Annotated in this window: 23 protein-coding genes; all 23 read right to left on the bottom strand. The window is 45.3% G+C overall.

Translation table 11 applies throughout. The features are described 5' to 3' along the window. Positions 1-127: 127 nt before the first annotated feature. The 23 genes from NE671_RS09300 to NE671_RS09190 all read right to left on the bottom strand — a co-directional run bounded on the left by NE671_RS09300 (position 128) and on the right by NE671_RS09190 (position 26,340). Positions 128-1,753 carry a putative polysaccharide biosynthesis protein gene (locus NE671_RS09300; RefSeq protein WP_021650806.1) on the bottom strand — a complete coding sequence of 542 codons (1,626 nt, stop codon included), beginning with the start codon at positions 1,751-1,753 and terminating at the stop codon, positions 128-130. A gap of 15 nt (positions 1,754-1,768) precedes the next feature. Continuing rightward, positions 1,769-2,443 carry a uracil-DNA glycosylase gene (gene ung, locus NE671_RS09295; RefSeq protein ID WP_021650805.1) on the bottom strand — a complete coding sequence of 225 codons (675 nt, stop codon included), beginning with the start codon at positions 2,441-2,443 and terminating at the stop codon, positions 1,769-1,771. A gap of 21 nt (positions 2,444-2,464) precedes the next feature. Next, positions 2,465-3,223 (bottom strand): imidazole glycerol phosphate synthase subunit HisF, encoded by a 759-nt coding sequence (hisF, locus tag NE671_RS09290; RefSeq protein WP_059085355.1) that lies wholly within the window; start codon positions 3,221-3,223, stop codon positions 2,465-2,467. Between the two features lie 2 nt (positions 3,224-3,225). Beyond that, positions 3,226-3,855: an imidazole glycerol phosphate synthase subunit HisH gene (hisH, locus tag NE671_RS09285; protein ID WP_118368452.1), complete on the bottom strand. Its 630-nt coding sequence runs from the start codon at positions 3,853-3,855 to the stop codon at positions 3,226-3,228. Between the two features lie 146 nt (positions 3,856-4,001). Beyond that, on the bottom strand, positions 4,002-5,519 hold the full coding sequence (locus NE671_RS09280) for a sensor histidine kinase (RefSeq protein WP_022426553.1): 1,518 nt from the start codon (positions 5,517-5,519) through the stop codon (positions 4,002-4,004). Next, positions 5,516-6,196 carry a response regulator transcription factor gene (locus NE671_RS09275; RefSeq protein WP_015526981.1) on the bottom strand — a complete coding sequence of 227 codons (681 nt, stop codon included), beginning with the start codon at positions 6,194-6,196 and terminating at the stop codon, positions 5,516-5,518. The genes NE671_RS09280 and NE671_RS09275 overlap by 4 nt, the downstream gene beginning before the upstream one ends. A gap of 224 nt (positions 6,197-6,420) precedes the next feature. Continuing rightward, positions 6,421-7,287: a phosphatidylserine decarboxylase gene (locus NE671_RS09270; protein ID WP_256163909.1), complete on the bottom strand. Its 867-nt coding sequence runs from the start codon at positions 7,285-7,287 to the stop codon at positions 6,421-6,423. Further along, positions 7,284-7,967, bottom strand: coding sequence for a CDP-alcohol phosphatidyltransferase family protein (locus NE671_RS09265; RefSeq protein WP_021650799.1), 684 nt, complete (start codon positions 7,965-7,967; stop codon positions 7,284-7,286). Before NE671_RS09265 ends, NE671_RS09270 begins: the two co-directional genes overlap by 4 nt. 110 nt (positions 7,968-8,077) lie before the next feature. Beyond that, entirely contained in the window at positions 8,078-9,100 is a 1,023-nt protein-coding gene (locus NE671_RS09260; protein ID WP_256163908.1) for a lysylphosphatidylglycerol synthase transmembrane domain-containing protein, read from the bottom strand. Beyond that, a complete protein-coding gene (locus tag NE671_RS09255; protein WP_118608632.1) occupies positions 9,100-9,798 on the bottom strand; it encodes a phosphatase PAP2 family protein in 699 nt (232 codons plus the stop codon). Before NE671_RS09255 ends, NE671_RS09260 begins: the two co-directional genes overlap by 1 nt. Before the next feature lie 324 nt (positions 9,799-10,122). Further along, a complete protein-coding gene (locus NE671_RS09250) occupies positions 10,123-10,770 on the bottom strand; it encodes an L-rhamnose mutarotase (RefSeq protein ID WP_015526977.1) in 648 nt (215 codons plus the stop codon). Positions 10,771-10,976: 206 nt separating this feature from the next. After that, the gene (locus tag NE671_RS09245) at positions 10,977-11,900 is read right to left on the bottom strand and encodes an AEC family transporter (protein WP_173745729.1); all 924 of its coding nucleotides are present in this window, start codon (positions 11,898-11,900) and stop codon (positions 10,977-10,979) included. Between the two features lie 21 nt (positions 11,901-11,921). After that, on the bottom strand, positions 11,922-13,109 hold the full coding sequence (locus NE671_RS09240) for a S41 family peptidase (RefSeq protein ID WP_256163907.1): 1,188 nt from the start codon (positions 13,107-13,109) through the stop codon (positions 11,922-11,924). Positions 13,110-13,281: 172 nt separating this feature from the next. Then, the gene (gene ftsX, locus NE671_RS09235) at positions 13,282-14,187 is read right to left on the bottom strand and encodes a permease-like cell division protein FtsX (RefSeq protein ID WP_015526973.1); all 906 of its coding nucleotides are present in this window, start codon (positions 14,185-14,187) and stop codon (positions 13,282-13,284) included. Next, positions 14,177-14,860 carry a cell division ATP-binding protein FtsE gene (gene ftsE / locus NE671_RS09230; RefSeq protein WP_015526972.1) on the bottom strand — a complete coding sequence of 228 codons (684 nt, stop codon included), beginning with the start codon at positions 14,858-14,860 and terminating at the stop codon, positions 14,177-14,179. Before ftsE ends, ftsX begins: the two co-directional genes overlap by 11 nt. Positions 14,861-15,469: 609 nt before the next feature. Next, positions 15,470-16,561: a PucR family transcriptional regulator gene (locus NE671_RS09225; protein WP_015526970.1), complete on the bottom strand. Its 1,092-nt coding sequence runs from the start codon at positions 16,559-16,561 to the stop codon at positions 15,470-15,472. 136 nt (positions 16,562-16,697) lie between these two features. Further along, complete coding sequence (locus NE671_RS09220; RefSeq protein WP_059085351.1) at positions 16,698-17,567, bottom strand: YitT family protein; 870 nt, start codon at positions 17,565-17,567, stop codon at positions 16,698-16,700. 191 nt (positions 17,568-17,758) lie between these two features. Then, on the bottom strand, positions 17,759-18,133 hold the full coding sequence (locus NE671_RS09215) for a PqqD family protein (protein ID WP_021650789.1): 375 nt from the start codon (positions 18,131-18,133) through the stop codon (positions 17,759-17,761). After that, positions 18,133-20,031, bottom strand: a complete 1,899-nt coding sequence (locus NE671_RS09210) for an OPT family oligopeptide transporter (protein ID WP_173740424.1) — start codon at positions 20,029-20,031, stop codon at positions 18,133-18,135. Before NE671_RS09210 ends, NE671_RS09215 begins: the two co-directional genes overlap by 1 nt. A 218-nt stretch (positions 20,032-20,249) precedes the next feature. Then, on the bottom strand, positions 20,250-22,049 hold the full coding sequence (locus tag NE671_RS09205; protein ID WP_173740425.1) for a nitric oxide reductase activation protein: 1,800 nt from the start codon (positions 22,047-22,049) through the stop codon (positions 20,250-20,252). After that, complete coding sequence (locus NE671_RS09200; RefSeq protein WP_173740426.1) at positions 22,042-22,959, bottom strand: AAA family ATPase; 918 nt, start codon at positions 22,957-22,959, stop codon at positions 22,042-22,044. Before NE671_RS09200 ends, NE671_RS09205 begins: the two co-directional genes overlap by 8 nt. Before the next feature lie 204 nt (positions 22,960-23,163). Beyond that, positions 23,164-25,281, bottom strand: coding sequence for a glutamine synthetase III family protein (locus NE671_RS09195; protein WP_021650786.1), 2,118 nt, complete (start codon positions 25,279-25,281; stop codon positions 23,164-23,166). 93 nt (positions 25,282-25,374) lie between these two features. After that, positions 25,375-26,340: a diacylglycerol/lipid kinase family protein gene (locus NE671_RS09190; protein WP_161208724.1), complete on the bottom strand. Its 966-nt coding sequence runs from the start codon at positions 26,338-26,340 to the stop codon at positions 25,375-25,377. Positions 26,341-26,570: the final 230 nt, after the last annotated feature.

Genomic DNA, 26,570 nt, shown 5'->3' with positions numbered 1-26,570 from the left:
ACTCACAGATCCTCCGGCTGGAAATCTGCCGGAACAAATCTGTGAGTATTTTTTCCTGTGCTAGCTGTGTTCACTTTGAGTTCTGCACCGAATAACTGTATTGCCGTTTACTGATCGGACTTACAGATCAGATGATCTTCATCATTCTCGCCAGCTTCTTCATATATCTTCCACCAGGCATCATACCCAGCTCTTCTTCACCGGGCTTGCTTACAAACAGATATACAATAAAGTATACAACTGCTGCCAGGATCACGGAAATACCTAGGCAGATCACATTGGAATGAATCAGTGCATACAGACCGTAATACACCACTCCCGCAACAACCCCCATCGGGATAGATGCAAGGAACGGGCTTAAATAAGCACTTCTCCATGGATTCTTATAGCCCATATATTTCTTGATGGAACGGTCGTTGAGAAGACACATCACAACTGCATAAACGATCTGGGCGATGACAATGGTATAAACGCCAAGATTGGTAAATACCAGAAGCAGGGCCATGGCTATCACATCTGCCACCAGTGCAATGGCTGCATGGATCATCGGGAGCTTCGGCTTGCCGATTCCCTGAAGTACACCGTTGGTGATATTGGAGTTGCCATTCAGGATAATGGTGATTCCTCCCAGGATCAGAAGCTGTCCGCCTACGCCATTGGTTCCCGGGAAGATCAGTCTCGTGATCGGTCCGGAAAGAACTGCAAGACCTACTGCCGCCGGAATGGAGATCAGCATACTGATCCATGTGGCACGGTCTGTCTTCATATTTGCACCTTCAATATCGTGCATTGCATAATGCGCGGAAACCTCAGGGATCATAGATGTCGGTGCTGTACTTGCCAGGGTAAGCGGGATATTGATCAGTGTCATATAATATCCGTACTCGGAATACAAGGTCTGGATCACGTCCTTGGCAGCACCCTTGATATCCATGATACCGGAATACATATAGCTGTTGATATATCCGTTTACATTATAAATAAAAGCACTAAGAATGATCGGCATGATGATGAGCACGATATTACTCATTACATGACCCATACTCTCATTTACAGAATGGCGGTCATTGACGATCCTTTTCCGGATGATCTTACGGTTTACCCCATAAACGATCAGCATAAAGATCAGCGCGGAAGCCACACCTGCTCCGGTACCCATGGTAGCACCTGCCGCACCCCAGCGATGGACCAGATCCATATCTCCTGTTGCGGAAAAATGCTGGATAAATACATGTGACATCAGAAGCGCAAAGGTTGCCACAAAGATCTGCTCAATGATCTGCGAGATCGATGTAGGCATCATATTGCGGTATGCCTGGAAATATCCACGGAATACACCGCAGAGACCGGACATGAAAATTGTGGGCGCAAGCATCTGCAGTGCCAGACGGGCGTTAGCCATACTGTCCGGAACCAGGATCCCTGCACCAAATACACAGATCAGCGCCACGATACCGCCGGCAACTGCCGCATAGATCAGTGCACCGTAAAATACCTTCTGTGCATCCTTATATCTGTGAAAAGCGATCTTCTCCGCCATGATCTTGGATACAGCCTGAGGAATACTGAAGGACGCGATCATCAGCAGGATAAAATATACATTCTGTGCAAACTGGAAAAGTGCAAAGCTCTGACTTCCCAGTGTAGTTGAAAGCGGACTCTTGTACAGCATTCCGATGATCTTGGAGATCAGCGCCGCAACCATAAGAAAAGATGCGTTTTTCACAAGTGTGTTATCATTTTTTTTACCCATTTTACTTTCCTTAACTTAAATATTCTCAATCTGCCAGTCAACAGGTTCTACCCCATTGGCTTTCAAAAATTCATTAGCCTTGCTGAAATGCTTGCATCCGAAAAATCCCCGGTAGGCAGAAAGGGGACTTGGATGTGGTGCTTCCAGGATCAGATGCTTCGGATTATGAAGCATGGATGCCTTCATCTGAGCAGGCCGCCCCCAGAGAAGAAACACGATCGGGCGATCCTCCTGGTCCAGGATCCGGATGGCCGCATCAGTAAACTGTTCCCAGCCGATCCCTCTGTGGGAATTGGCCTGATGTGCACGTACAGTCAGCACTGTGTTCAAAAGAAGCACGCCCTGCTTTGCCCATTTTTCCAGATTACCGTTGTTTGGGATATAACATCCCATATCATCCTCAAGTTCCTTATAAATATTCACCAGAGATGGCGGTGTTTCCACACCTTTTTTTACGGAAAAGCAAAGCCCATGAGCCTGTCCGTCATTGTGATAGGGGTCCTGTCCCAGGATCACAACCTTTACCTGATGCAGAGGCGTAAAATGAAACGCATTGAACATATCTTCCGGCGGCGGAAAAATCTTTCTTGTTCTGTATTCTGTCATCACGGTTTTATAAAGTTTGGCATAGTAGGGCTGATGAAACTCACCTTTCAGTGCCTCCTGCCAGTCTCCTGCTATAGGAGCCATATCTATCACCTCTCATCTAACTTATCTTCTCACGGAAATTCCTTTTTCCGCAAGGTAATCCTTCACTTCCCGGATCTCCAGCTCTTTATAGTGGAACAGAGATGCTGCCAGTGCCGCATCTGCTCCGCCTTCTGTCAGTGCATCATAAAAATGCTCCAGGGTTCCGGCACCACCGGAGGCGATCACCGGGATGGAAACCGCATCTGCAACGGCTCTTGTAAGTTCAATATCATACCCGGCCTTGGTTCCGTCACAGTCCATGCTGGTAAGAAGGATCTCACCTGCGCCAAGTTCTTCCACCTTCTTTGCCCATTCAAGAGCATCAATACCGGTATCCAGTCTTCCGCCATGTTTGTAGATATTCCAGCCGCCATCCTGTCTTCTCTTGGCATCAATGGCAACTACTACACACTGGCTTCCGAATTTCTGTGCGGCCTCATGGATCAGCTCCGGACGGTCGATAGCTGCGGAATTTACAGAAATCTTATCTGCACCTTCACGGAGAAGCTTCCGGAAATCATCTACGGTACGGATTCCTCCGCCTACGGTAAACGGGATAAATACGTTGGCTGCAACAGCTCTTACCATATCCACCACGGTATCACGCTCCTCGCAGGAGGCAGTGATATCAAGAAAAACAAGCTCGTCCGCACCGGCTGCATCGTAAGCTTTGGCAATTTCCACCGGATCTCCGGCATCCTTAAGATCAACAAAATTCACGCCTTTTACTACACGTCCTTTATTTACATCCAGACATGGAATGATTCTTTTTGTAAACATGATTATGCCTCCTTTCCGGTGCCTGACTCAAGTGCCGCAAAATTCTCAAGGATCTTCAAGCCCCACCGGCTGCTTTTTTCCGGATGGAACTGACACGCAAATACATTTCCCTTCTCCACAGACGCATGGATGCATGTGCTGTACTGAGTGGTCGCTTTCACGATCTCTTCCTCCTCTGCCTGAAGATAATAGGAATGTACAAAGTAAACGTAGGTGTTTTCCGGAATACCCTTAAATAATCTTCCGCTGTTCTGAATATGCAGGGAATTCCAGCCCATATGCGGAATCTTCAGTCCCGTACTTGGCGGGATGCGCAGGATTTTCCCCTTCAGGATTCCAAGACCTTCCACTCCCGGTGTCTCATCACTGCTCTCAAAAAGCAGCTGCAGTCCCAGGCATATCCCAAGAAAGGGCGTTCCCTTTTCCACGATCTCATGTATTACCGGAACAAGTCCGTATTTTTTGAGATTTTCCATAGCATCACCAAAGCTTCCAACCCCCGGAAGGATTACTTTATCTGCTTTCAGAAGCACCTGGGGATCTCTTGAGACGACAGTCTCCTGTCCCAGATACTGAAGTGCTTTTTCCACACTTTTGATGTTTCCTGCATCATAGTCAATGATTCCTATCATAATAATGCTTCCTCCTGCTCTTTTGTATCTCGATATTCCTCTCTCACCTTCGATTTACATTGCTTTAGTATAACGCAAAAACAGGCGGTTGCAAAGACTTTTCTCTGCTGCCGCCCATTTTTTCACATTATCACGGTAAAGTTTTATTATTTCCGGTCCAGTGTAAACCAGAATTCCACGCCATTATCAAAGTTCTGCACGCCATATTCCTGGTTCATGCTTTCCATAATGGCCTTTACAATGGATAAACCGATACCGCTTCCGCCGTATTCCCTGGTTCTCGCTTTATCAACTTTATAAAATTTATTCCAGAGATTCGGTACATCTGCCTCAGGGATCGGAGTCCCTGTGTTAAACACACTGATCTTCACACGGTTACCCTCATCCTGCAGCTTGATCTCGATTTCTTTCTCTCCCTCCAGATGGTTCAGGGCATTGCTTACATAGTTTGTCACAACCTCTTCGATCTTAAACTCATCGGCCCATACATAAACCGGCTTCTCCGCCTCAAAGATCACTTTTGCATTCTTCTGCCCGATCATGATATTCATGGTCTGAAGCACGCCGCGGATCAGGGATACGATATCAAACCGCTCCATTACAACTGCATCTTTGCCGGATTCCAGCTGATTCAGTGTGAGAAGATTTTTTACCAGTTTATTCATCTTGGAGGCTTCATCCATAATGACATCGCAATAGAACTCTCTGCTCTCAGGATCATCAGAAATATTTTCTTTTAAGCCTTCTGCATAGCCCTGGATCAGGGCAATGGGAGTTTTCAGTTCATGGGACACGTTATCCAGAAATTCCTTTCGCATCTTGTCGATCTTGATCTTGTCCTCAATGTCACGCTGCAGTTCATTATTTGCAGATTTCAGTTCACTGATGGTAGTCTCCAGCTGTGAGGACATTCGGTTGAAATTATCTCCCAGAACATCGATCTCATTGCCGACCTTGCTCTCGTATTTTGCCTCAAAATCCAGATCTGACATTTTTCTGGAAAGTTCCGTAAGCTCACTGATGGGACGGGTGATCCTCCTGGTCACGACCATAATGACCAGACCACTTAAGATTATGATCATCAGACCTACCGCAAAGTAAAACTTATTGGAAATATCAGCGCTCTCCCGGATGCTCTCAAGGGGTGTCCTTATGATAAAATAATGTTCCTCATCCAGCTGTCCCCAGCATTCCACATAATCCATTCCCGCAAACCGGTCATGCGACTGCTGGATGGTATAATTGTCACCCTGCTTCAAGGTCCGGCTCTTATCTCCGTCCTCATCCAGATCATAGACATATCCGAACAGCTTGCTCTGAAGCATTTTTTCATTTTCGCCCCAGGAAAGCCAGCTGGTATTGCTGCTGTCAATGATAACCCAGGAAAGATTGTTTCTGGAGCAGGCTCTCTGGATCTCATCGGGAATACTCTCCATACCTTTCGAGCTATTGCTGTTCATCATCTTGTCAATATCTGTATTTTCCAGAGTTGTTCGGAGATTCAGAAGTACATCGATCTTTTTTGTCACATAATATTTTTCAAGAAAGGCTCCGTTGATCACGGTAATAGTCAGAATGGATAAAAACAGCAGACCGATAAAGTATGCTGTGATCTGATGACGGAGACTGTGGATCTTTTTTATTTTTTCCTTCGGTTTTTTCATTCTCCTACCTCAAACTTATAGCCCATCCCCCAGACTGTCTTGATATACTCGCCCTTATCGCCCATTTTACTTCTCAGTTTTTTGACATGAGTATCAATGGTTCTGGCATCTCCGAAATAATCATAATTCCACACAGAATTCAGGATCTTTTCTCTGGAAAGAGCGATTCCCTCATTCTCCAGGAAATAAGTCAGAAGCTCAAATTCCTTGAAGCTCAGATCCATCGGTTTATCATCTACCGTTGCCTGATGCGCTGCCTTGTCAATGACAATCCCACCTGCTGAAAGTATCTCATCCGGGTTGCTCTGTCCCGTTCTTCGAAGAATGGCTTCTACACGTGCTACAAGGATCTTGGGGCTGAAGGGTTTGGAAATATATTCGTCCACCCCGAGTTCAAATCCCAGAAGCTCATCACGCTCATCTCCTCTTGCTGTCAGCATAATGATGGGAACCTTGGAATTTTTGCGGATCTCACGACATACTTCCCAGCCATCCATCTTCGGCATCATCACATCCAGGATCAGAAGCGCAATATCCTTTTCTTTATAAAAAATATCCATGGCCTCCTCACCGTCACCTGCTTCCAATACCTGGAAATTCTTTTTGGTGAGAAAATCCTTTACCAGTTTTCTCATTCTGCTCTCGTCATCTACTACAAGAATTTTTAATGCATCCATTCTATCTTCCTCCGTTTCTCAGTCGCTGTTCCGGACAGCTGCTGACAGCCCGAAATGCTCTGTATCATCCCTCTTTACAAAAAGCTGAGCTTTTACTTCCGGTTCATTCTAAAGCGGATATTTCCATTCCGCTTTGCTACTGCTCATAATATATCACAGGTTTGTGTTGTGTGTGTGAACGTAATTTCATTTTTTTTATTTTATCCGCAAAAAAGGAGAACCCTCTAAAAGGATTCTCCGATCTTTTCTCCCATGAATACTCTTGTTTCAATTCCTTCACGGGAATTGTTTAAAATATCTTCATCCGGCTTTACCGCATTTTTTTCGGTGATCAGCACAATGGTGGAGCCGCCGAAAGCAAAATTTCCTTTTTCGTCTCCCCGTTTCACAAATGCTTTCCCTGGCCGGTTTTCGATCCTTCCGACAAGAAGAGCACCTACCTCCATCATCAGCACGGTACGGAAATTCTCTGTTTTCAAAAGAGAATACTCTCTGCTGTTTTCCTTGTAGATCGGATAGGCATCGTTGGCCACGGGGTTGACTGTATGCAGGATCCCCGGGATCCTGATGCGTCCGGACTCCGCCGCATTGTCCGGATAAATATATCTGTGATAATCCTGAACACAGAGACGAAGCACCCACACATAGCCACCCTGATATCTTTTTCCAAGAGAAGGATTCCTGAGAAGCTCATCTATGGTATATTCGGTCTGTTTGATATGAAGACTGGCTTTTTCATCTACCGGATACACACTCACCCTGCAGTCACAGGGACTGATAAAATGTCCCGGTTCCATATCAATATGGCGGGCACCCTCCCGGATCTTCCGCTTGAAAAAATCATTGTAGGAAGTATATTTACGCTTTTCATAATCACTCATATCCAGATGATTGAACCGTATAAAGGGTTTCACCGCTGCTGCCGAAAGCCTGGAATCCAGAAGCTTTCCCATGGCAATGGAAACAACAGGAGTGACCAGCGGCCGGATCAGCATGCGTCCGGCTACAGAACCGTAGATTTTTTCCATAAGGTTGTTCTGAAAGGAATCCTCCTCTGTAATATGCCCCATTCTGTCCGCTGTCCGGATCATAGATTACCCCCTCTCTCCATGGAAAGCTTATAGAGATAATTGAACTTCCACCATCCTTCGTTGTAGAAAAGTACAAGAAGAACTGCCACAGCAACTACCGCAACAATGATCACCAGCTCCCTGTTGGTGGGCTTACGGAATTTAAAATCCAGGATAAACAGAAGTCCTACCGTCAGCATTGCGATATGAAGGAGCACCACAAACCATTTATACTCCGGAAAAAGCAGGGATACCACAAATAGAAGCGGCAGGACCACAGACATGGATGTGATGGGAAGTCCCTGATAATATTTTCGGTTTTCGGAGGTTTCATTCTGACGTTTTTCCTCCATAACATTGAAGTATGCCAGACGGATCAGGCCTGCCAGACCGTAAAATAAAAGAATAGCTATTCCGTAAATATGACACATTCCAAGCTTAAATCCTAGCACAATGGGAAGGATCCCGAAACAGACGATATCTGCAAGGGAATCGATCTGGATCCCGAAGCATTTCTCTTCCTCCGTTCTGTTCTTCTTAGTTCTTGCGATCTTTCCGTCAAACATATCGCACAGTCCGGAAAATGCAAGACAGCACACCGCTGCTGAAATATGGTCCGTCACAGCGCAGAAGATTCCGATCATGGAAGAAACTACGCTTATGTAAGTCATTATTACCGTATAATCATAAAATCCTATCATTTGCACACCTCTTTTTTCTTTTTCATGTCAGGCTATATTCACAGTCCCACAGGGGACTTACCTGATCTGGGTCAAGCAGATCTCCGCGATCTGCATTCGATCAAATCTTTTCAGGATTCCTTTTTTCCGATAGTGAGCTGAGCCACCGCAGTAAACACCGCACTGATCAGCAGCTCTCCGTAATATCCCAGCCCTCTGCTAAGCACCATTCCCGGAAGCAGCAGGCCACCGAATACCGGACTGAAAATGGTAAGAAACAAAGTCTCACTGATTCCCATTCCTCCCGGAAGCGGCAGCATATCCACAGATACCGATATCACTGCCTGGAGAAAAAGGATATCCCAGAAACCGGTTCCATGGAGTCCAAAAGCCTGATATACGAACCAGGTTACTGCAAACAGTGCCATACGCTGGATAAAAGTGATCTCTATTACTTTAACGATCACCAGCGGATTATTCTTCAGATATGCCGCAGTATTTCGGTAAGTATCCATGGAAGCTTCCAGTTTTTTCAGCCGTCCCTCTTTTTTCCTCATCAGATGAAACCGTTCCAGAAGCTTCATGCCCTTCATCAGGATCGCTTTTGCCAAAAGCGGATGAAATACCAGAATGGTCATAAAAGTGACACAGAAGATATTCAGCATCAGCCCCAGATAAAACACCGGCAGGATTCCTTCCAGATATTTGTGAAGAAATCCTCTTCCGAAAATCGCGATCCCAATACCGATCACCACAAGCACCAGCTTATAGGTAATCGTCACGATCATCAGGATCACCGTTGACACCGGAATGGAAATCTTCTCTTTTTTCATATAGTAGATCTGCATGGGCTGTCCGCCGCTGGCGGATGGTGTGATACAGCTGAAAAAGAATCCTACAGACGAAAACAGAAAGCAGGTTCTTTTTTTCAGATGGATCCCGCTGGAACGCATCATATACCAGATAATGATGGATTCCCCCCAGATAAAAAATGCTACCAGTGCAATTCCCGGAAGCAGCCACCGTTTATCTGCCCTATGTATGGCATCCATCATGGAAGACAGGTCTTCTCCGTGAAAAACGCCGTAGATAGTCAGGGCAAAAACTACTGCCAGGAACACTCCGTTAAATACGATCTTTTTTCTGCTCTTCATCACTTGACACCTTCTGTATAGCTGTTGATCTTCTTTTCAATTTTAGTTCCAAACCGTTCATAAATATGCCAGAGTTTTGTTTTCTGTCCCAGAATAAAGCATACCTGAGCCAGGATCACACCACCTGCCACATCCACAAGTACATGCTGCTTGGTAAAAATGGTAGACAGAAAAACCAGCACAGCCAGTGTAAACGATACCCCCTTATACCATGTCGGAATTCTTTTCTGATCCTTGATCCCCAGAAAACAGAACCAGCTTACCAGACAATGGATAGATGGAAACAGGTTATCTGCCGCATCAATGGAATACAGCCAGCCGGCCAGCAGATCCCAGATTCCGTTTCCTTCGATCACCGGTCTTGTATTGGTAGTGGGATATGCCAGAAATATGATCAGACACACACAACGGGATATAATATCCGCAGTAAAAAAACGGTAAACCTGTTCCCGCTCCTGCCTTGCCGCAAGGATATAATTCACTGCCCAAAATACATAACATCCAAAATAGATAATCAAAAACTGCGGCACAAATGGGAGCCGCAGATCAAGATTACTTTCTATATTGTGATGATACCAACCGCCTGCGATCGCCCTTGAACCGGAATATACAAGACAGTTAAATACAAATGAAAAAACAAGGGGAAAAAGCCCGTACGCAGGTACGATCCCTGTTACATATTTCCAAAAACATTTCATAAATTCACGCCTCATTATTTTATTGATATCAGGAATAAAACATATTCTTCTCCTGCTAACATCTGCTAGTCACAGTATAACAGTCGGGGCGTATGGTTTCAACTAAATATGGAAAGTTTAAGAATTGTTAAGATTTGAGTTCAGTTATTTTTTCTTTTTTGTTCATACTTTTTTCAGAATGACGTCACAGAATGACCACAAAATATGAGTATATTATTAGATGTGCAAAGGGTACTACCTTTGATAACACTTTTTTCTTTTTCATACTGCCGGGGCTACCTCCAAACAAAGCCCCGGCCTCCTTCCTTTTTATTTTCCCATTTTTTAATTATGCCATGCAAGACGTACACTGGACGGATGTACTTCTTTTGTCATCCAGTCCACATCGTTGGTGATCCAGTCCATGATCCCGAGCTGGCGTGTCTCCCATGCTATGGTTGCCTCTCTTGCTTCCGGTGTTTCTTCCACTTCCATGGTTGTGTCGATCTCATCATATCCAAAAATATATCCGCCTGCACTCCAGATGCTGAAGTTGCTGTCCGGGCCCGGATCTATTGTTTCGCCTCTCTGCGCCACAAGTCCGTCATGACGGGCTTTATATTCTTCCTCACAGCCGTCTTTTAATTTTGTCATGAACATTCTGTGGCGGATCAGCTCTTTGTTTTCTCTCACAACACCAAAATTATGATACATCAGGCGCATGTCTTTTCCAGGAGTAGAGATCCAGGTAAAGGTATCTCCGATCTTTTCAGTCAATGCTGCCTTTACTTTCTCCTCTTCCGGAGAGATCACCTCTCCGTCTGCATTTTCGTAATATCCGAAGATCAGGTCTGCCGCATTCCAGATGCTGAAATTATGGATGCCGTTACGGTCAAGATATGCAGTAAGCTCCGGCCAGATCTCGCCTAAGGTCTTACGGTAATCATTCATTTTTCCTTCTTTTACTTTCATTGCAAAAGCATGTCGTTCCATTTATGCTATCCTCCTGTTTTGATGATCGTGTGCTATGTTTTCTACTATGAGCAGATGTAGTTCTTCTGCCCTCATATGATTTGATTCTATCACTTTTATTTTGTTTTTACAATTATGAGGGCAGGATTTCCGATCACTGTTCACAGGTAATATCCGCAAAGCATGTTGCCTGACACAAAGTTATCCGTAACGATTCCCTGAGATGCTCAGGCAAGATACAACATGACCATCAGCGGCATGGTTATGATACTTACCAGCGTTGTCATTACATTGATGGTGCTGGCATAGACCGGGTCCTGATCGTAGAGCTGTGCCAGCTGTACAATCGTTGTTGCCGACGGTGTGATCACTGCCATCAGACTGATAAGCAGAATGGTTTTTCCATCCTTTACCATTGAAGCCAAGGGCAGATACTTCAAAAACAACAGTATGAGCAGCGGAGTCACCACCATTTTCAAGATCGTGATCAGATAGATCCTGGAATGGCTGAAAATATCTTTCCATTTTACCTCCGTCATGGTCATTCCAAGCATGATCATACATACAGGTCCCAGGGTGGCTGAAATCTGGCTCATGGTGTTTCCAAGGATCACCGGCAGTCTGATCTGCGTGAAGAACAGAACGATTCCAAGGACAATAGCGATCAGATTGATGTTGCAGAGGATTTTTTTCCAGTTGATGCCGGCCTTCGCCTCCATCAGCGACTGTCCGTGGGTCCACATCAGGATCATCTGCACACTCAGGAAAGCACTGGCATAAATCACCCATTTTTCACCAAGGACTACCGTTACAAGAGGGATCACCAGATTTCCGGAATTGGAATAGATGATGGATTCTTTTTCTACCACACTTAATTTCAGTGGCTTGCCGATGATCTGTACAAATACCAGAAGAAAAATATGGATCAGGATGGCTGCTGCCACTGCCAGAAGGAAGCCATTCCGGATGCTTCTGGAATATTCGATCTGAAAAGCATTGATCATTACACAGGGCATGATGATGTAGATACAGATGACTGAAAGTGTCCTGCTGCTTTTTGCATCGATAAGTCCGCATTTTACCACTGTAAATCCACAGGACATCATCAGAAAAAATACGATGATCTGCTGCAATAATTGTAAAGTTATCATTTTTTCTCTCCTCCGAACGCATCAGCTCTGTCCTATCTCTTTCAGGGCTGTCTGAAGCTGCGTGTCTTCTTTATGTGTAAGTTCTGTCCAGTCTGTGATGTCTCCGGAAAGCTCTGCTTCCACATCCGGAGTGATTCCTTTTTTGTTGATATCATTGCCCTTTGGCGTAAAATATTTTGCGATGGTGATCTTTACCGCACTGCCATCGGTAAGAGGCTGGATGGTCTGCACCACACCCTTCCCATAGGTAGTTGTTCCTACAATCGTTCCAATCCCATAGTCCTTTACCGCCCCCGCAAAGATCTCCGACGCACTGGCACTGTTTCCGTTTACCAGAACAGCCAGTGGCATGTCCAGTTCATTTTTTCCGTCGCAGGTCTCCTCTTCCCTTTTTCCATTTTTGTCCTCTGTATAGACGATCCGTCCTTCCGGAAGAATCTGGCGTAACACGCCGCAGACTGCAGTAAGAAGGCCTCCCGGATTATCACGGAGATCCACAACCAGCTTCTTCATTCCCTGTTCCTTCAGATCTGCAAATGCTTTTTTATACTGATCGCTGGTCACCTCAGAAAATTCGGAGATCCGGATATAGCCGGTGTCTCCGGAAAGCATCTCATGGGAAACCGTCTGGATCTCCACATCCCGGATCTCCACTTTGACATCCCGGGTTTTCTCTTCGTTTTCCCGCTGTATGGTCAGCATTACGGAATCTTTCTCACTGTCACGGACCATGGCAGCAATATCTGAAGTTTCTTTGTCTGTAACATCAGCTCCATCTACTGCCTTGATCACATCTCCCTTTTTCAGTCCCGCCTGTTCTCCAGGGCCACCCTCATAAAGCTGTATGATCTTTGCCCCTCCGGTGTCATCCTTCTGAAGAACGGCACCGATCCCTACGTAGGAGCCTTCATTGGAAGTATTCAGCTCTTTATACTGTTCTGCTGTGTAATAGGTGGAGTACGGATCCTTCAGGCCGGCAAGCAGGCCAGCATAAAGCCCCTCACGCAGGCTGCTTTCGTCTTTTTCATCCAGATATTCTTCATCGATCAGTTCTTCCAGGTAATTCAGCTTCTGAACCGTTTTCACATCGGAAAGCGCATTGCCTTTCGGAAACAGTACTTTCTGATAGCTGGTAAAAACAGCGCCTGTCACAACCAGCGTTGCTGCCACTCCAATGGCTATACCTTTTTTGAATTCTTTATTTTTCATATTTTTCCTTTCTTCTGCACAGCCGGTAAAGCCGATAAGATCACAGATTTTCTGTACTCCTCTGTGCGCCGTTCGGTTTTTATATACTGAAAACGGCTGCCGATATTCCGACAGCCGCTGTATATCTTATGATCACACATCTTGCGGATACATAAGATCCTCTGCTATTTGGTTATACTCTGAGATGTTTTCTTGTTGTGAAAAAGCTTCCCAAAAGACCGATTCCCACACCAAGTCCAAGTCCCATGGGAACCAGACCCTCATAAATCTGCCAGATTGGAATGAAATCCACGATTCCTGTCAATACATTGAATTTTGTCAGAATAAACTCTACAGCGGAATTATACAGGAAAAACAGGCAGATCAGCGGTATCGCCGCACCGATCACACCGAGGATCATACCTTCCAGAAGGAATGGCAGTCGTACAAAAGCATCTGTAGCTCCTATGTATTTCATAATTCCGATTTCTTCCTTGCGGACAGAAATACCCATAGATACTGTATTGCTGATCAGGAATATGGAAATGATCAAAAGGATTGCGATCACGGCAATCGACACATAAGAAACCAGCTTGTTAATGGAACCAAGTGTCCTGGATGCCTGTTCAGACTGATTTACCTTCCGGACATGTTCCAGTCCCTGGATATAATTCACCAGTTCTGTCTGCTTGGTAATATCATTAAGATATACCTGATAATTGGATGAATTGGCAAGAGGGTTATCATCTTTAAATCCATCTGCCGCATCTTCATCTCCAAAATATTTCTGTTTGTATTCTTCCCATGCCTGATCTGCGGACTGATAGTCCATCCTGGCCACTTCCGGCCTGGACTGAATAGCATCGCCGATCGCCTGGATCTCTTCCTCTGAAGTGCCCTCATCAAAGAATACTGTGATCGGTACTTCTTCTTCCACCTTATGGGCAATATTACCGACGTTGTTCACGATGGAATAGAAAATGCCTACCAGAAAAATGCAGGCTGCCATCGTGATGATACATGCCAGGGAAAACATCCAGTTTCTTTTTATATTCTTAAAGCCCTGCTTCAGGGTATACCAGATCGTACTAGGCCTCATGATATCCTCCCTCTTTCTCATCGCTGATGATCTTGCCGTTGTGCATGGTGACTACTCGCTTGCGCATGGCATTGACGATGTCCTTATTGTGGGTAACTACCAGAACTGTGGTTCCTCTGTCATTGATCTGCTCCATCAGAGCCATGATCTCTTCAGAGGTTTTCGGATCCAGGTTTCCGGTCGGCTCATCTGCCAGAAGGATGTCTGGGCGGTTTACCAGTGCTCTGGCAAGAGCAACTCTCTGCTGCTCACCACCGGAAAGCTCATCCGGGTATGCCTTATACTTTCCTGCAAGTCCTACCTCCTGGAGAACCTCCGGCACACGTTTGCGTATCACACGGGTAGGTCTTCCTATGACACGCTGCGCAAATGCTACATTCTCATATACATTACGGTCTTTTAAAAGACGGAAATCCTGAAATACTACCCCAAGCTTTCTGCGATACTTGGCAACGCGTCTGTGTTTCATCTTCTCCAGACGTTCCCCGCTGACTGTGATCGTTCCGCTGGTAGAATCCAGTTCTTTCATCAGAAGCTTGATCAGTGTGGATTTACCGGAGCCACTGCTTCCTACTACAAATACGAATTCCCCTTTATCAACATGTAAGTTCGCATGATTCACAGCCGGAAGACCCGGACCGTAAGATTTGCTCACATCTACAAGATCGATCATATATATCCTCCTCTATATTATAAAAGCATAATTTTCTTAATTTTTTTGTAACATTATTGTAATATATTTTCTGTTTAAATGCAAGAATAAATTTCCCGGGCCCTACAACTGTTACTGTTCACGTTACTGTTCACTCCGTTCTCAGTAACACGCTTCGCGATGCACAGAATTTATGCTGATCGCATAAATTCGCGCGGTATGTCTCGGGTTTTCTGTGACCTTCGCTCACAAAAAACACCTCGCGGGACATTACCAGTGAACAGTAACCTGTTCACTCCATTCTCATTAATGCGCTCCGCGGAATATTACCAGTGAACAGTAATCAACAGCCCTCTTCAAATTATTTATTTTAACGTAAAAATACCAAAATTACAATAGAGTCATGGATGTTATCTGTGAAGTTCATGTGAATTCGTTACTGCTCACTCCGTTCTCAGTAACACACTTCGTGAATGCTTCCAAACAGGAGGGACATTTACAACAATATTCCATGATGAAAAACGCTCATACAAAAACTGCCACCTATTCCGGGAAGGAATAAGCGGCAGTTTAAAAGTTCTAATATGTTACCTTAATATAGCAAACTATCATCTTGCATTCCGAATGCTATTAATACTCTAAGGTTTCCATATATTTCATATATCGAACAACCATCAGCGCGATCTTAAATGTAATGGCATCCTCAAACACTCTCAAATCAAGGCCTGTACTCTTCTGGAGTTTATCCAGACGATATACCAGCGTATTTCTGTGGATATACAGCTGACGTGAAGTTTCAGATACGTTCAGACTGTTCTCAAAGAATTTATCGATGGTGACAAGTGTCTCCTCATCGAAATCATCCGGAGATTTGTTGTCAAAGATCTCGCGGATAAACATCTTACACAGAGGAATAGGCAGCTGATAGATCAGGCGTCCGATTCCAAGTGAGCTGTATGCGATAACTTCCCTGTCTCCGAAGAAGATCTTACCTACATCAAGGGCCATACGCGCTTCCTTGTAGGAACGTGAAACTTCTTTCAACTCATTGACAATGGTACCGTATGCCATATGGACATCCTCACCATCTTTATTCAGATCCAGAGTATCCATAATCGTATGAGCCAGCTTATCCATCTCCGGATAGCCCTCTCCCTCTTCCAGTTCCTTGACTATAATGATGCTCTTCTCATCAACAGCAGTGATAAAATCTCTGCTCTTTCCGCCAAAAAGGCTTTTCACGCTCTCTACAGAGCTGTGATCTTTCTCCTGGTTCAGTTCCAGGATCATAACTACACGACGGACATCTGCTTCAATATGAAGCTTCTTCGCTCTGTTGTAAATATCCACCAGAAGAAGATTATCAAGAAGAAGATTCTTGATAAAGCTGTCTTTGTCAAAACGCTCCTTGTACGCAACGATCAGATTCTGGATCTGGAAGGCTGCAAGCTTGCCTACCATATAAGTATCCTCATCATCTCCGTGGGCTACCAGGACATATTCCAACTGATAATCATCACAGACCTTAAAGTACTGAAATCCCTTGACAAGCTGGCTGTCCGCCTGGGATTCTACAAAAGCCTGGATATCTGCCGGCTGGATCTCAAAATCAGAAAAGGTAGACGCAAGTACCTTGCCGTCTGTGTCAATGACACAAAATTCCGTCCTTGATATTTCTTTAAGTCCCTCGAGCGTATTCTGTAACACCTGATTCGATATCATTCCGTTCAATCCCTTCTCACTTATGTGTATGCTTATCTTCTGTCTTTCCCTCTCTATCTATGGCTATTTTAATACAAAATCACCAAAAATGAAAGAGTAAAACTGAAAAAATTTACAAATTTTTGTTGAAATCCGCCTAATTTTTCTCTATAAAACCTTCCCCATGAACTTCTCTTGCATCGGAAACGATCACAAAAGCGTTGGGATCAATATCATCTACCAGCTCTTTCAGCTTCACAATTTCCTTTTTGTTTACCACACAGAAGATGATCGTCTTCTCCTGACCGGAATACATCCCCTTGCCACAGATCCCTGTCGCTCCGCGATCTAGGTCTTCCATAATGACTCTGGCAACCTCATCCGGCTTCTCCGTGATGATAAATGTCTGTTTGGAAAACTTCAGACCTTCGATCAGACTGTCGGATACTTTTGTTACCAGATAAACCGCAATGATGGCATACAGGGCCCGCTGGATACCGAACACATACATTCCTACGATCACAATAAGTCCATCAATAAACTGCATGATCTGTGCGATGGAATAATGACGCATATACTTCTGGATCAGTGCTGCCATCATATCCGTTCCGCCTGTGGTTCCCTGTCCAAGGAAAACCATTCCAATGCCGATTCCCAGGATCACACCACCGTATACAGCAGCCAGAAGGAGATCATCTCCCGCAATATTCCACACCGGCTGAATGGCAAGCCAGGTTGAGAGGGAGATCTCACCGACCAGAGCTTTTTTTACAAAGGAAAAGCCTTTGATCCGCCATCCCAGAAAAAACAGCGGAATGTTCAGCGTGATATTGGTAAGCCACAGCGGAACCCCGCCATCTATGATCTCACCGGTCCAATGCTTCACCAGGATCGCTATACCGGAAAAGCCGCCTGTTACCAGCCCGGTTGCATCAAAAACGGAATTGATGGCAAGTGCCATCAGCCCGGTTCCTACTATGATCAGAAGATAATCCAGATACCAGTCCTTTTTTTTCACAAGACTCATAAAGTGCTCCTTTCATTTTTTACAGCAATTCCCGGAATTTCTGTCTTGAAATGTCCTCAATATTTCTATTCCGCTGTGAAAATCCCAGAAATGCTATAGTATCATATGACAACTGCATCAGTTTCCCGCACTGACGTGTCATAAAAAGAACGGGACCGTACACTATTCTGCGTCCGTTCCCGTTCTCCATGCTATTTTTCTGTCTTTTTATTTATAAAATGAACAAATTCATAGCTTTCCATTATCTGAAAGTATTTTACGATTCTCGGATAAAGCGGTTCTGCCTTATCTCCGAAATGCTCTTTCACCAGCAGGGCAAGCTCCTGCACGGTTTTGGCTCCATCGATCTCAGGCCAGATAAAAGTTCCCATTTCATCAAGATGAACCTTGGAAAACCTTGGCTTGCCAAAAACCTTCTGCGCGATGGTATTGAACATACCCTTATTCTCTATCTCAAGAATGATCCGCTGCTTCAGGTCCCGGTGCCACCGGATCGACTGGTTTGTTTCCGGGATCAGATCAAGATAGTTGATATCCTGTTTCTTATCCTTTTTGTTTTTTCTCATCAGGCTTTCTTCTTTCTCCAGATAGAGAATTTAAGCAGTGACAGGATCATGATGATCATCAGCACAACGCCGCCGATATTTCCAAGGTTTACAACGCCGGACATATCAAGGCTGATACCGACAACTGCAAAGATCGCAAGAAGAATTCCAACAAGACCCTCGCCGGCGATCATACCAGCACAGTACAGGGTACCATCTGTGGACTGAGCTGTCTTGGTTTTTTCGTCAACACCTTTTCTGCTGTCAAGTAATCCACGAACGATACCACCGATCATGATGGTTGCGTTCAGGTAGATTGGAAGGTAAAGACCGATTGCGAAAGGCATTACCGGGATACGGAGGATCTCAAGGCAGATTGCAAGGAATACACCTACAAATACAAGTCCCCATGGAAGGTTTCCGCCCATGATTCCCTCAACGATCATCTTCATAAGCTGAGCCTGTGGCGCAGGAATCTCTGCTGTACCGTAGCCCCATGCTGCATCCAGAAGATACAGAACACCGCCGATAGCAAGGCCGGAAACAACAACACCGAGCATCTCGCCCATCTGCTGCTTCTTAGGTGTAGCACCGAGAAGGTATCCTGTCTTAAGGTCCTGAGAGGTATCACCGGCGATCGCTGCGATGATACAGATAACAGAACCAACAGCGATCGCTGCTGTCATTCCGTCGATACCTGTTTTACCGGAGCTCTTGATCGCAAATGTAGCAATCAGAAGAGTAGCGATAGCCATACCGGAAACCGGGTTGTTGGAGCTTCCTACAAGACCTACCATACGGGAAGATACTGTTGCAAAGAAGAATCCAAAAACTACGATGATAACTGCACCAAGAAGAGTTACCGGGATTGCCGGAACGATCCAGATGATAAATACCATTGCTATAACACCGAGAAGGATGAACTGCATCGGAAGATCCTGTGCGGTTCTCTCTGTGCTTGTGTTCTTGCTTCCCTTCATGCTCTTCATGGAGTCACGGAAGGTTGTAACGATCAGCGGCAGGGATTTGATCAGGGAAATGATACCACCTGTTGCGATAGCACCTGCGCCGATATATTTAACATAAGTAGACCAGATTGCTGATGCTCCGCCGTTTGCGTAAAGCTGGGCAATGGTCGTTCCCTCTGCTGCCGGATACATCCATGTATCAGGTCCGAACAGGCAGATCAGCGGAATGATGACCATCCAGCCGATAAGAGAACCTGTAAACATGTAGGATGCGATCTTCGGTCCTACGATATAACCAACACCGAGAAGTGCCGGATAAACCTCCATACCGATCTCACCCTTGAAGGATTTAAATGCTGCAGAAACATCTGCCGGAAGAAGCTTCAGTCCATCAACAACAAATTTGAAGACAGCAGCAAGTCCCATACCGGAGAATACTGTGGAAGCATTTGCTCCGCCTTCCTCACCGGCAAGAAGAACGTCTGCGCAGGCAGTTCCTTCCGGATAGAGAAGAGTTGCATGCTCTTTAACAATGAGGGCATTACGAAGGGGTACCATGAAAAGTACACCAAGGATACCACCGCAAAGTGCGATCAGAGTGATCTCAACGATGCCTGGTTTGCTTGTAAGTCCTTCCTCTGCCCAGAGGAACAGTGCAGGCATGGTGAAGATAGCACCTGCTGCAAGAGACTCACCGGCTGAACCGATAGTCTGGACCATATTGCTCTCCAGAATGGAGTTTCTGCGAAGAATCACGCGGATAACACCCATGGAGATAACTGCCGCCGGAATGGAGGCAGATACTGTCATACCAACACGAAGACCAAGGTAAGCATTGGCTGCGCCGAAGATGACAGCAAGAATACATCCCATAATCACAGATGTAACTGTGAGCTCCGGAGTGATTTTCTCCGCAGGAATGTAAGGTTTGAACTCTGTGTTTTTGTTCATATTTCCTCTCCCTTTATCTAGTAAATTAGTAACGTTATATAGTATAGCAAATTTCGCAGTATTTTGCAAGAAATTATATCTGAGATATTATATATTATTTACAATTTTCTGTATAATTATAAGCAAATAATTGGTCACTATGCAGCTTTTATGCTAACATAGTGACCTTATTCCTTACAATTGAATATTATACATTTAAAATAAAATACTTTTTTTTTTCAGTTGTCCGTTTCCAGCTGTTTTGTCAGATATCGCCCTACAATCTTCGAGAAATTTCCGATATCCCGGATATAGGCAAAATCCTTTCCAAAAATCTTCTTTTCCGCCGGAAGATCCTTCTCTTCACCTGCAAATACCCCCAGAACACTGACGCCCTGGCTCCGAAGACGCCGCACCTCTGTTGCAGTATCTGAAATGGCATATTTTCCCTGATAAGGGGCCGGATTTTTTGCATTGGGGCGGTTTATGATCACATCGTAGGGGCGTCCGTCACTTAAGATGATCAGGATCTTTTTTTCCTCTTCCCTCTGCAAAAGACTGTATCCCGCTGCTTTTATGGCAAGCCCGTCCCGATTATTGGAGGAAGTCACATAATTGAAAATATCCTCATCTGCCGAAACCGGATCATCATATTCCCGGAACCTGTGCAGGATCGTATGATCCCAGAATGTGCAGTAGCTCATAACCCGATGAGGGATTTCCACATTGCTCAGGGCAGAGCTGATCATATAAGCCTGCAGTGCCACATCTCCCTGTCGGCTCATCTGTGAACCACTGGCATCGATCAGTATATCCACCACAAAATCCGTATTGTCTCCACGAAGAATCCTCTTAAAAAGATTTGCCTCACCGCTTCTGCCTATACGCCACAGCCTGGAAGGAACGATAGTTCCCCGGTCTGATAGGACTTCCTGGTTTTCACTTCGGATCACCAGTGCTTTTTTCAGGAGTTCAGTCAATATGGCAATATTTCGTTTTGCAATTCTGTGCTTGTCATGATAGATCCATATGTTCTTATTACGCAGACGCTTTGCATACTGGTACTGATAATTATCACGAACCGGATTTTTCAGGATTCCTTCTGTAAAATACAGGCTACAGTCTCCGTGTATTCCCCGGCACATAAGATGGTTCATTCTTTTTTCTTCCGCAGGTGTGAGATAGGTTTTTCCAAAATTCAGTTCCACATAGGTATGAGCTTTCTGAAGAGCTTCCTCTGAAATCACCGTGATCTTGTTTTTCACCTTACGTTTTTCTTCCATATCCTGTGTCAGCGAGGAATCTTCAATATCTGTCATCCGGTCTGTGAGCTTTTCCACATAATTTTCCAGAGCTTCCTCATACATCTCTTCATTAAGGTAGTCTTCCCAGCCAAATTCCGTCAGTTCTTCCAGCGTCACCGCCATTACCCGTTCAAGGGAACCGTTTTTCTTCTCAAAGTCCGGATCGATGACCGCATTATAGAGGCTGTCGATGATCCGAATCAGTTCCATGGTGTCTCTGCTTTCTGCGCAGGCATAGATCTGATCCCGGAATGCAGACAGTTTTTTCTCCAGAGGCTGTACGCTTCCTGTAAGTACATCACGGAATACTGCAATTTTCAGCCTGTCTAACAACTTATCGTAGAAAGGCAGGGTTTCATATTCCTGATCCAGGATATCTTCCAGAGCTTTTTTTCTCATGCGGCGAACCCCGGGGCGCTCTTCACAGATCCGCTCTCCCACTGCCGCTTCGATACAGAGCTGTGTCAGCCCGGTCAGCTCCGTCTCAGAGGCATCCAGATAGATTTTTTTTACAAGATAAAGGCCAAGCAGATTTTTGTCAAAATATCTGGCAAAAGCCCCCTGTTTGATTCCATCGTAAAGAGCGATCTCTTTTGAGCGGAGAAACAGCGATACATCCGGCTTCACATCCAGGGTATAATCGCCGCTTACCGTCCAGAGGAGATTACGGATCCGGTTTTCCAGCTCCATCTTGTAATCTTCTATAGAAAGTTCTTCTGTCAGATCTTTATGCATAGACATCGTCCTTTGTCCACTCTTCCGGGATCCTTGTACGGACTACATCGTCCACGATCTCCTTTTCAAAAATATCGAAGGTTTTGTTCACCACTCCCATCTGCACTGCTGCCAGGGGAGAAAGTCCTGCACGAACGATCTTCATAGCAGCCAGAAGTCCTCGAAGATCCAGCGCTTTTGTGGAGATCTCACTGTTTACGGATTTCTTCTGAAGATCCATAAATACACCGATAAACTGTTCCACTGCCTTTTTCTTTGCCTCCGGGAACATTTTGCGGAAAATAAATCCCAGGGTTTCTTCTGTCTGCGCTGGCATATCGATCACCAGGAAACGAGAAACCAGAGCTTCGTTCAGCTCCTTTGTTCCTGCATATCCGTAGTTCATGGTTCCGATAAAACGTGCCGCAGGATGAAGGTCGATCCGGTCATAGCCCGGAACATCAATGGAGCGACGATAGTCCAGAGTTGCATGAAGGACAGAGACCGCATCGTTCTTTGCCATATTGATCTCATCCAGAATACCGAAGCCACCATACTCGGCACACTGATAGATGCTGCCCTTTCGGAGGCAGACTTCATTGTTTACAAAGGTATCCGTTCCGATCAGGTCTCCGCTGTTTGTATTGACATGGAAGGAAACATTATAAACCGGGCGGCCAAAAGCATATGCCAGATTTTCTGCTAGGATATTTTTTCCCGTGGCCTTTGGGCCTGCAAGAAGAAGATTTTCTCCTTCCAGAAGTCCTGCAATGGCCATTTCCAGGATTTCTTTTCCGTAGAACGGTATGGACGGTCTGGTAACTCTGGCTGCAGCCCCCTCGTCAACGTTATAATTTTTTCGAAACTCCTCGATACCGTGGATCAGGCTTTCGGAAACGTTCTGTTCTTTTAAAAATTCTAATTCTATCATATATATTTACTCCTGAATCTGATTGAATACCGCAGATATCCTCATCCGCAGTTATTATATGATCCTATGACGGATAACCGCTTACAGATTTTTTCTCCGCCAGGTAAAAAACGGGACAGATCTTACATCTGTCCCGTCATTTGATCTCAAAGATGCCGCTGCACCCAGGGAACATCTCTTATTTCCTGTATTTTATTTAACCGATCATACCTCAAAGATCAGATCACCGTAGGATGGCATCGGCCACATATCTTTATCTACGATCATCTCAAGCTCGTCTACAGGTTTTCTTAAAGCCTGCATTGCCGGTACCACGCTCTCTCGGAAGAATACAGCACGGTCACGTCCCTCTTCATGGGATTCCGACTCAGCGATCAGTCCGGAAAGCTTATCCATAGCTGTCTTGGTCTCAGCAAGAAGTGCGGAGGTTTTTTCCAGAAGACTTGTCTGTACACTGACATCAAGCGCTGCGCTCACTGCCTTCACAGAATTGATGGACTCTGCAAGAACCGTTGTATAACGGATCACTGCCGGGATGATCTGCTTGGTAGCTACATCCACCATGGTCTTGGCCTCAATGTTGATAGCCTTTGCATAGCCTTCATACTGGATCTCTGCTCTGGACTCAAGCTCTGCTCTTGTAAATACATTAAAGGATTCAAAAAGCTTCACAGCCTTATCTGTAGTCAGCGCAGGAATGGCATCTACCATGGACGGAAGGATCGGAAGTCCACGTCTCTTTGCCTCTGCCTCCCACTCCGGTGCATATCCGTTTCCGTTGAATACAATACGCTGATGCTGGATCGCATACTCCTTGATCAGGTCATGTACTGCAGTATCAAAATCGTCTGCTGCTTCCAGACGGTCGCATGCATCGCGGAATACTTCTGCTGCAATCGTGTTCAGAACTACGTTGCACTCGGAAATGGAATCACGGGAACCAACCATACGGAACTCAAATTTGTTTCCTGTGAACGCAAATGGTGATGTTCTGTTTCGGTCTGTAGCATCCTTCATGAAATCCGGAAGTGTCTTAACACCGGTATCCAGGATCTCGCCGGTCTTACTGTGTGTGGCGGTACCTGTGCTGATCAGCTGCTCCAGAACATCCTGAAGCTGCTCACCAAGGAATACGGAGATAACTGCCGGCGGTGCCTCGTTTCCTCCGAGACGTTCATCGTTTCCAACGTCTGCTGCAGACTCTCTCAGAAGATCTGCATGCTCATCAACGGCTTTCAGGATACAGGTGAGAACAAGAAGGAACTGGATATTCTCATGAGGAGTTTTTCCCGGCTCAAGAAGGTTGATCCCGTCATCCGTTGTCAGGGACCAGTTGTTGTGCTTACCGGAACCGTTAACTCCTGCAAACGGTTTCTCATGAAGCAGGCAGCGCATACCATGGCGGCTTGCAACTTTTTTGAGGATACGCATCATGATCTGGTTGTGATCTGCTGCAATATTTACCGGTGCGTAGATCGGTGCCAGCTCATGCTGTGCAGGTGCAACCTCATTGTGCTGTGTCTTTGCTGTTACGCCCAGCTTCCAGCACTCCTCGTTGACTTCCTTCATGTATGCGGAGATTCTCTGACGGATGGTTCCGAAATAGTGGTCATCCATCTCCTGTCCCTTCGGCGGCATAGCACCGAAAAGAGTTCTTCCTGTATAGATCAGGTCTTTTCTCTGGAGCCATTTCTCCTTATCAACCAGGAAATACTCCTGCTCAGCTCCAACGGAAGGAGTTACTTTTTTTGATGTTGTATTTCCGAAAAGGCGAAGAAGTCGAAGCGCCTGTGTATTGACCGCTTCCATGGAACGAAGAAGCGGTGTTTTCTGGTCAAGCGCCTCTCCTGTGTAGGAGCAGAATGCTGTGGGGATACATAAGATCCCGCCGGCTGCGTCATGACGTACAAAGGCAGGTGATGTGCAATCCCATGTTGTATAGCCTCTTGCCTCGAATGTTGCACGAAGTCCTCCGGATGGAAATGAGGATGCATCCGGCTCACCCTTGATCAGCTCCTTGCCAGAAAAGCTTAAGAGTACCTTTCCGTCCTCTCTTGGCGCTGTGACAAATGCGTCATGTTTCTCGGCAGTAACACCTGTCAGCGGCTGAAACCAGTGACAATAATGAGTAGCACCTTTCTCAATAGCCCATTCCTTCATCTCATGTGCAACCACATCAGCGATCTCCATGGACAGCTCCTTACCCTCTTCTATTGTCTTTTTCAGTTCGCGGTATACCTTCTTCGGCAAACGGTCCTGCATAACAGAATCGTTAAATACATCGCAGCCAAAGATTTCCTTTACGTTGATATAATCTCCCATTTCTTCCTCCTTTTCGTTCCTGTATATCCAGTCTTTCTTATGAGGAAAGACATTTTCACCTCTGTATGATCACCTTGTCTTCGGATACTCGGATCATTCTTCGCTCTTCTGGGTAATCTCCTTGATCTCCTGCATTTTCTGGTTCAACCGGCTTTTTTTCTGTTTCTTACTGCTGGTAAGATAAAGGTTCATGGCTTCATGAAGATTATCGATCTCCACACGGGTCTGATCTCCACCGAATTCTCCATCCAGCGTCCACGGAACAGCCTCCTCTGACTCTATCACAACATGCGCAGACTTAAAAGAATAGATCAGATCTGTATTATCCTCTGCAGTAAGAAGCGCAGTCATGATCTCCTGAAGCTCCAGCGGATTCTTCGGATTGGTGATCAGTGTCACCTCAAACAGTCCGTCATTCATATCCACGTTTTTTCCGGTAAGATTCTTAAATCCGCCTACAGATCTGGAATTGCTAATCATACCGTAGATAAAATCATTCTCCACAGTCAGCTCATCGGAGGTTACCTTCAGATGATAGGATTTCACCTCAAAAAGCTGCTTCATCCCTTCCAGCACATAGGCAACATGTCCCAAGATATTTTTCAGATCCTGGTCTGTCTCATAGGAAACATTGGTAAACAGTCCAAACGCAGCCACATAGGCAAATGTCTGGTTATTAAATTTACCGATGTCACAGTGATAGATCTGCTCCTCCATGATCATGGAGGCAGCTGCAGTCATACTCTTCGGCATAAACAGACTGTTGGCAAAATCATTGGTGCTTCCTGCAGGGATATACCCGATCGGTGTCTGGCTGCCCACTTCCACGATTCCGGTAACCACCTCATCCAGTGTACCGTCACCTCCACTGCAGGCGATCAGATCTACCTGATCTGCATATTCCTTCACCTGTTCATAAGCATCCTTCGGTCCCTGCGTGGCACGGATGATCACTTCGTACCCACCTTTATTAAAGATATCCACAATGTCCAGCAGATGCATCTTGATTCTTCCTTTTCCTGATTTGGGGTTGAAAACAAAAAGCATTCTTTTTTTCATTATACAATCCTCATTTCCCGAAATGATTCGTTATGTCTATTCTTTTACTATGATAAAAAAAACGATGTAAAATGTCAATCTTAACTTTTCACATCTGGTCTTACCACAGGCAGCCGGAATTTTATAACAAAAAAAGTCCGAAAACCCAATAAAATTGAATCTTCAGACCTTTTGTTAAATAGCGAGAGGGGGATTCGAACCCTCGACACCACGGGTATGAACCGTGTGCT

Source organism: Blautia sp. DFI.9.10 (genome assembly GCF_024461705.1).
In the GTDB taxonomy this organism is placed as follows: Bacteria; Bacillota; Clostridia; order Lachnospirales; family Lachnospiraceae; genus Blautia_A; species Blautia_A fusiformis.
This window is presented reverse-complemented; position numbering and strand designations above follow the sequence as displayed.

Coding starts and splice junctions, on each gene's coding strand:
- NE671_RS09255 (WP_118608632.1), bottom strand. CDS start 9,798: ATGAAATGTTTTTGGAAATATGTAACAGGGATCGTACCTGCGTACGGG.
- NE671_RS09215 (WP_021650789.1), bottom strand. CDS start 18,133: ATGAGAAAAAACAAAAAGGATAAGAAACAGGATATCAACTATCTTGAT.
- NE671_RS09240 (WP_256163907.1), bottom strand. CDS start 13,109: ATGAAAAATAAAGAATTCAAAAAAGGTATAGCCATTGGAGTGGCAGCA.
- hisF (WP_059085355.1), bottom strand. CDS start 3,223: ATGTTTACAAAAAGAATCATTCCATGTCTGGATGTAAATAAAGGACGT.
- NE671_RS09195 (WP_021650786.1), bottom strand. CDS start 25,281: ATGGGAGATTATATCAACGTAAAGGAAATCTTTGGCTGCGATGTATTT.
- NE671_RS09190 (WP_161208724.1), bottom strand. CDS start 26,340: ATGAAAAAAAGAATGCTTTTTGTTTTCAACCCCAAATCAGGAAAAGGA.
- NE671_RS09280 (WP_022426553.1), bottom strand. CDS start 5,519: ATGAAAAAACCGAAGGAAAAAATAAAAAAGATCCACAGTCTCCGTCAT.
- hisH (WP_118368452.1), bottom strand. CDS start 3,855: ATGATAGGAATCATTGACTATGATGCAGGAAACATCAAAAGTGTGGAA.
- NE671_RS09270 (WP_256163909.1), bottom strand. CDS start 7,287: ATGATCCGGACAGCGGACAGAATGGGGCATATTACAGAGGAGGATTCC.
- NE671_RS09300 (WP_021650806.1), bottom strand. CDS start 1,753: ATGGGTAAAAAAAATGATAACACACTTGTGAAAAACGCATCTTTTCTT.
- ung (WP_021650805.1), bottom strand. CDS start 2,443: ATGGCTCCTATAGCAGGAGACTGGCAGGAGGCACTGAAAGGTGAGTTT.
- NE671_RS09265 (WP_021650799.1), bottom strand. CDS start 7,967: ATGATAGGATTTTATGATTATACGGTAATAATGACTTACATAAGCGTA.
- NE671_RS09210 (WP_173740424.1), bottom strand. CDS start 20,031: ATGAACAAAAACACAGAGTTCAAACCTTACATTCCTGCGGAGAAAATC.
- NE671_RS09220 (WP_059085351.1), bottom strand. CDS start 17,567: ATGAGTCTTGTGAAAAAAAAGGACTGGTATCTGGATTATCTTCTGATC.
- ftsX (WP_015526973.1), bottom strand. CDS start 14,187: ATGAGGCCTAGTACGATCTGGTATACCCTGAAGCAGGGCTTTAAGAAT.
- NE671_RS09245 (WP_173745729.1), bottom strand. CDS start 11,900: ATGATAACTTTACAATTATTGCAGCAGATCATCGTATTTTTTCTGATG.
- NE671_RS09200 (WP_173740426.1), bottom strand. CDS start 22,959: ATGATAGAATTAGAATTTTTAAAAGAACAGAACGTTTCCGAAAGCCTG.
- NE671_RS09225 (WP_015526970.1), bottom strand. CDS start 16,561: ATGATATCGAATCAGGTGTTACAGAATACGCTCGAGGGACTTAAAGAA.
- ftsE (WP_015526972.1), bottom strand. CDS start 14,860: ATGATCGATCTTGTAGATGTGAGCAAATCTTACGGTCCGGGTCTTCCG.
- NE671_RS09260 (WP_256163908.1), bottom strand. CDS start 9,100: ATGAAGAGCAGAAAAAAGATCGTATTTAACGGAGTGTTCCTGGCAGTA.
- NE671_RS09250 (WP_015526977.1), bottom strand. CDS start 10,770: ATGGAACGACATGCTTTTGCAATGAAAGTAAAAGAAGGAAAAATGAAT.
- NE671_RS09205 (WP_173740425.1), bottom strand. CDS start 22,049: ATGCATAAAGATCTGACAGAAGAACTTTCTATAGAAGATTACAAGATG.
- NE671_RS09275 (WP_015526981.1), bottom strand. CDS start 6,196: ATGGATGCATTAAAAATTCTTGTAGTAGATGACGAGAGCAGAATGAGA.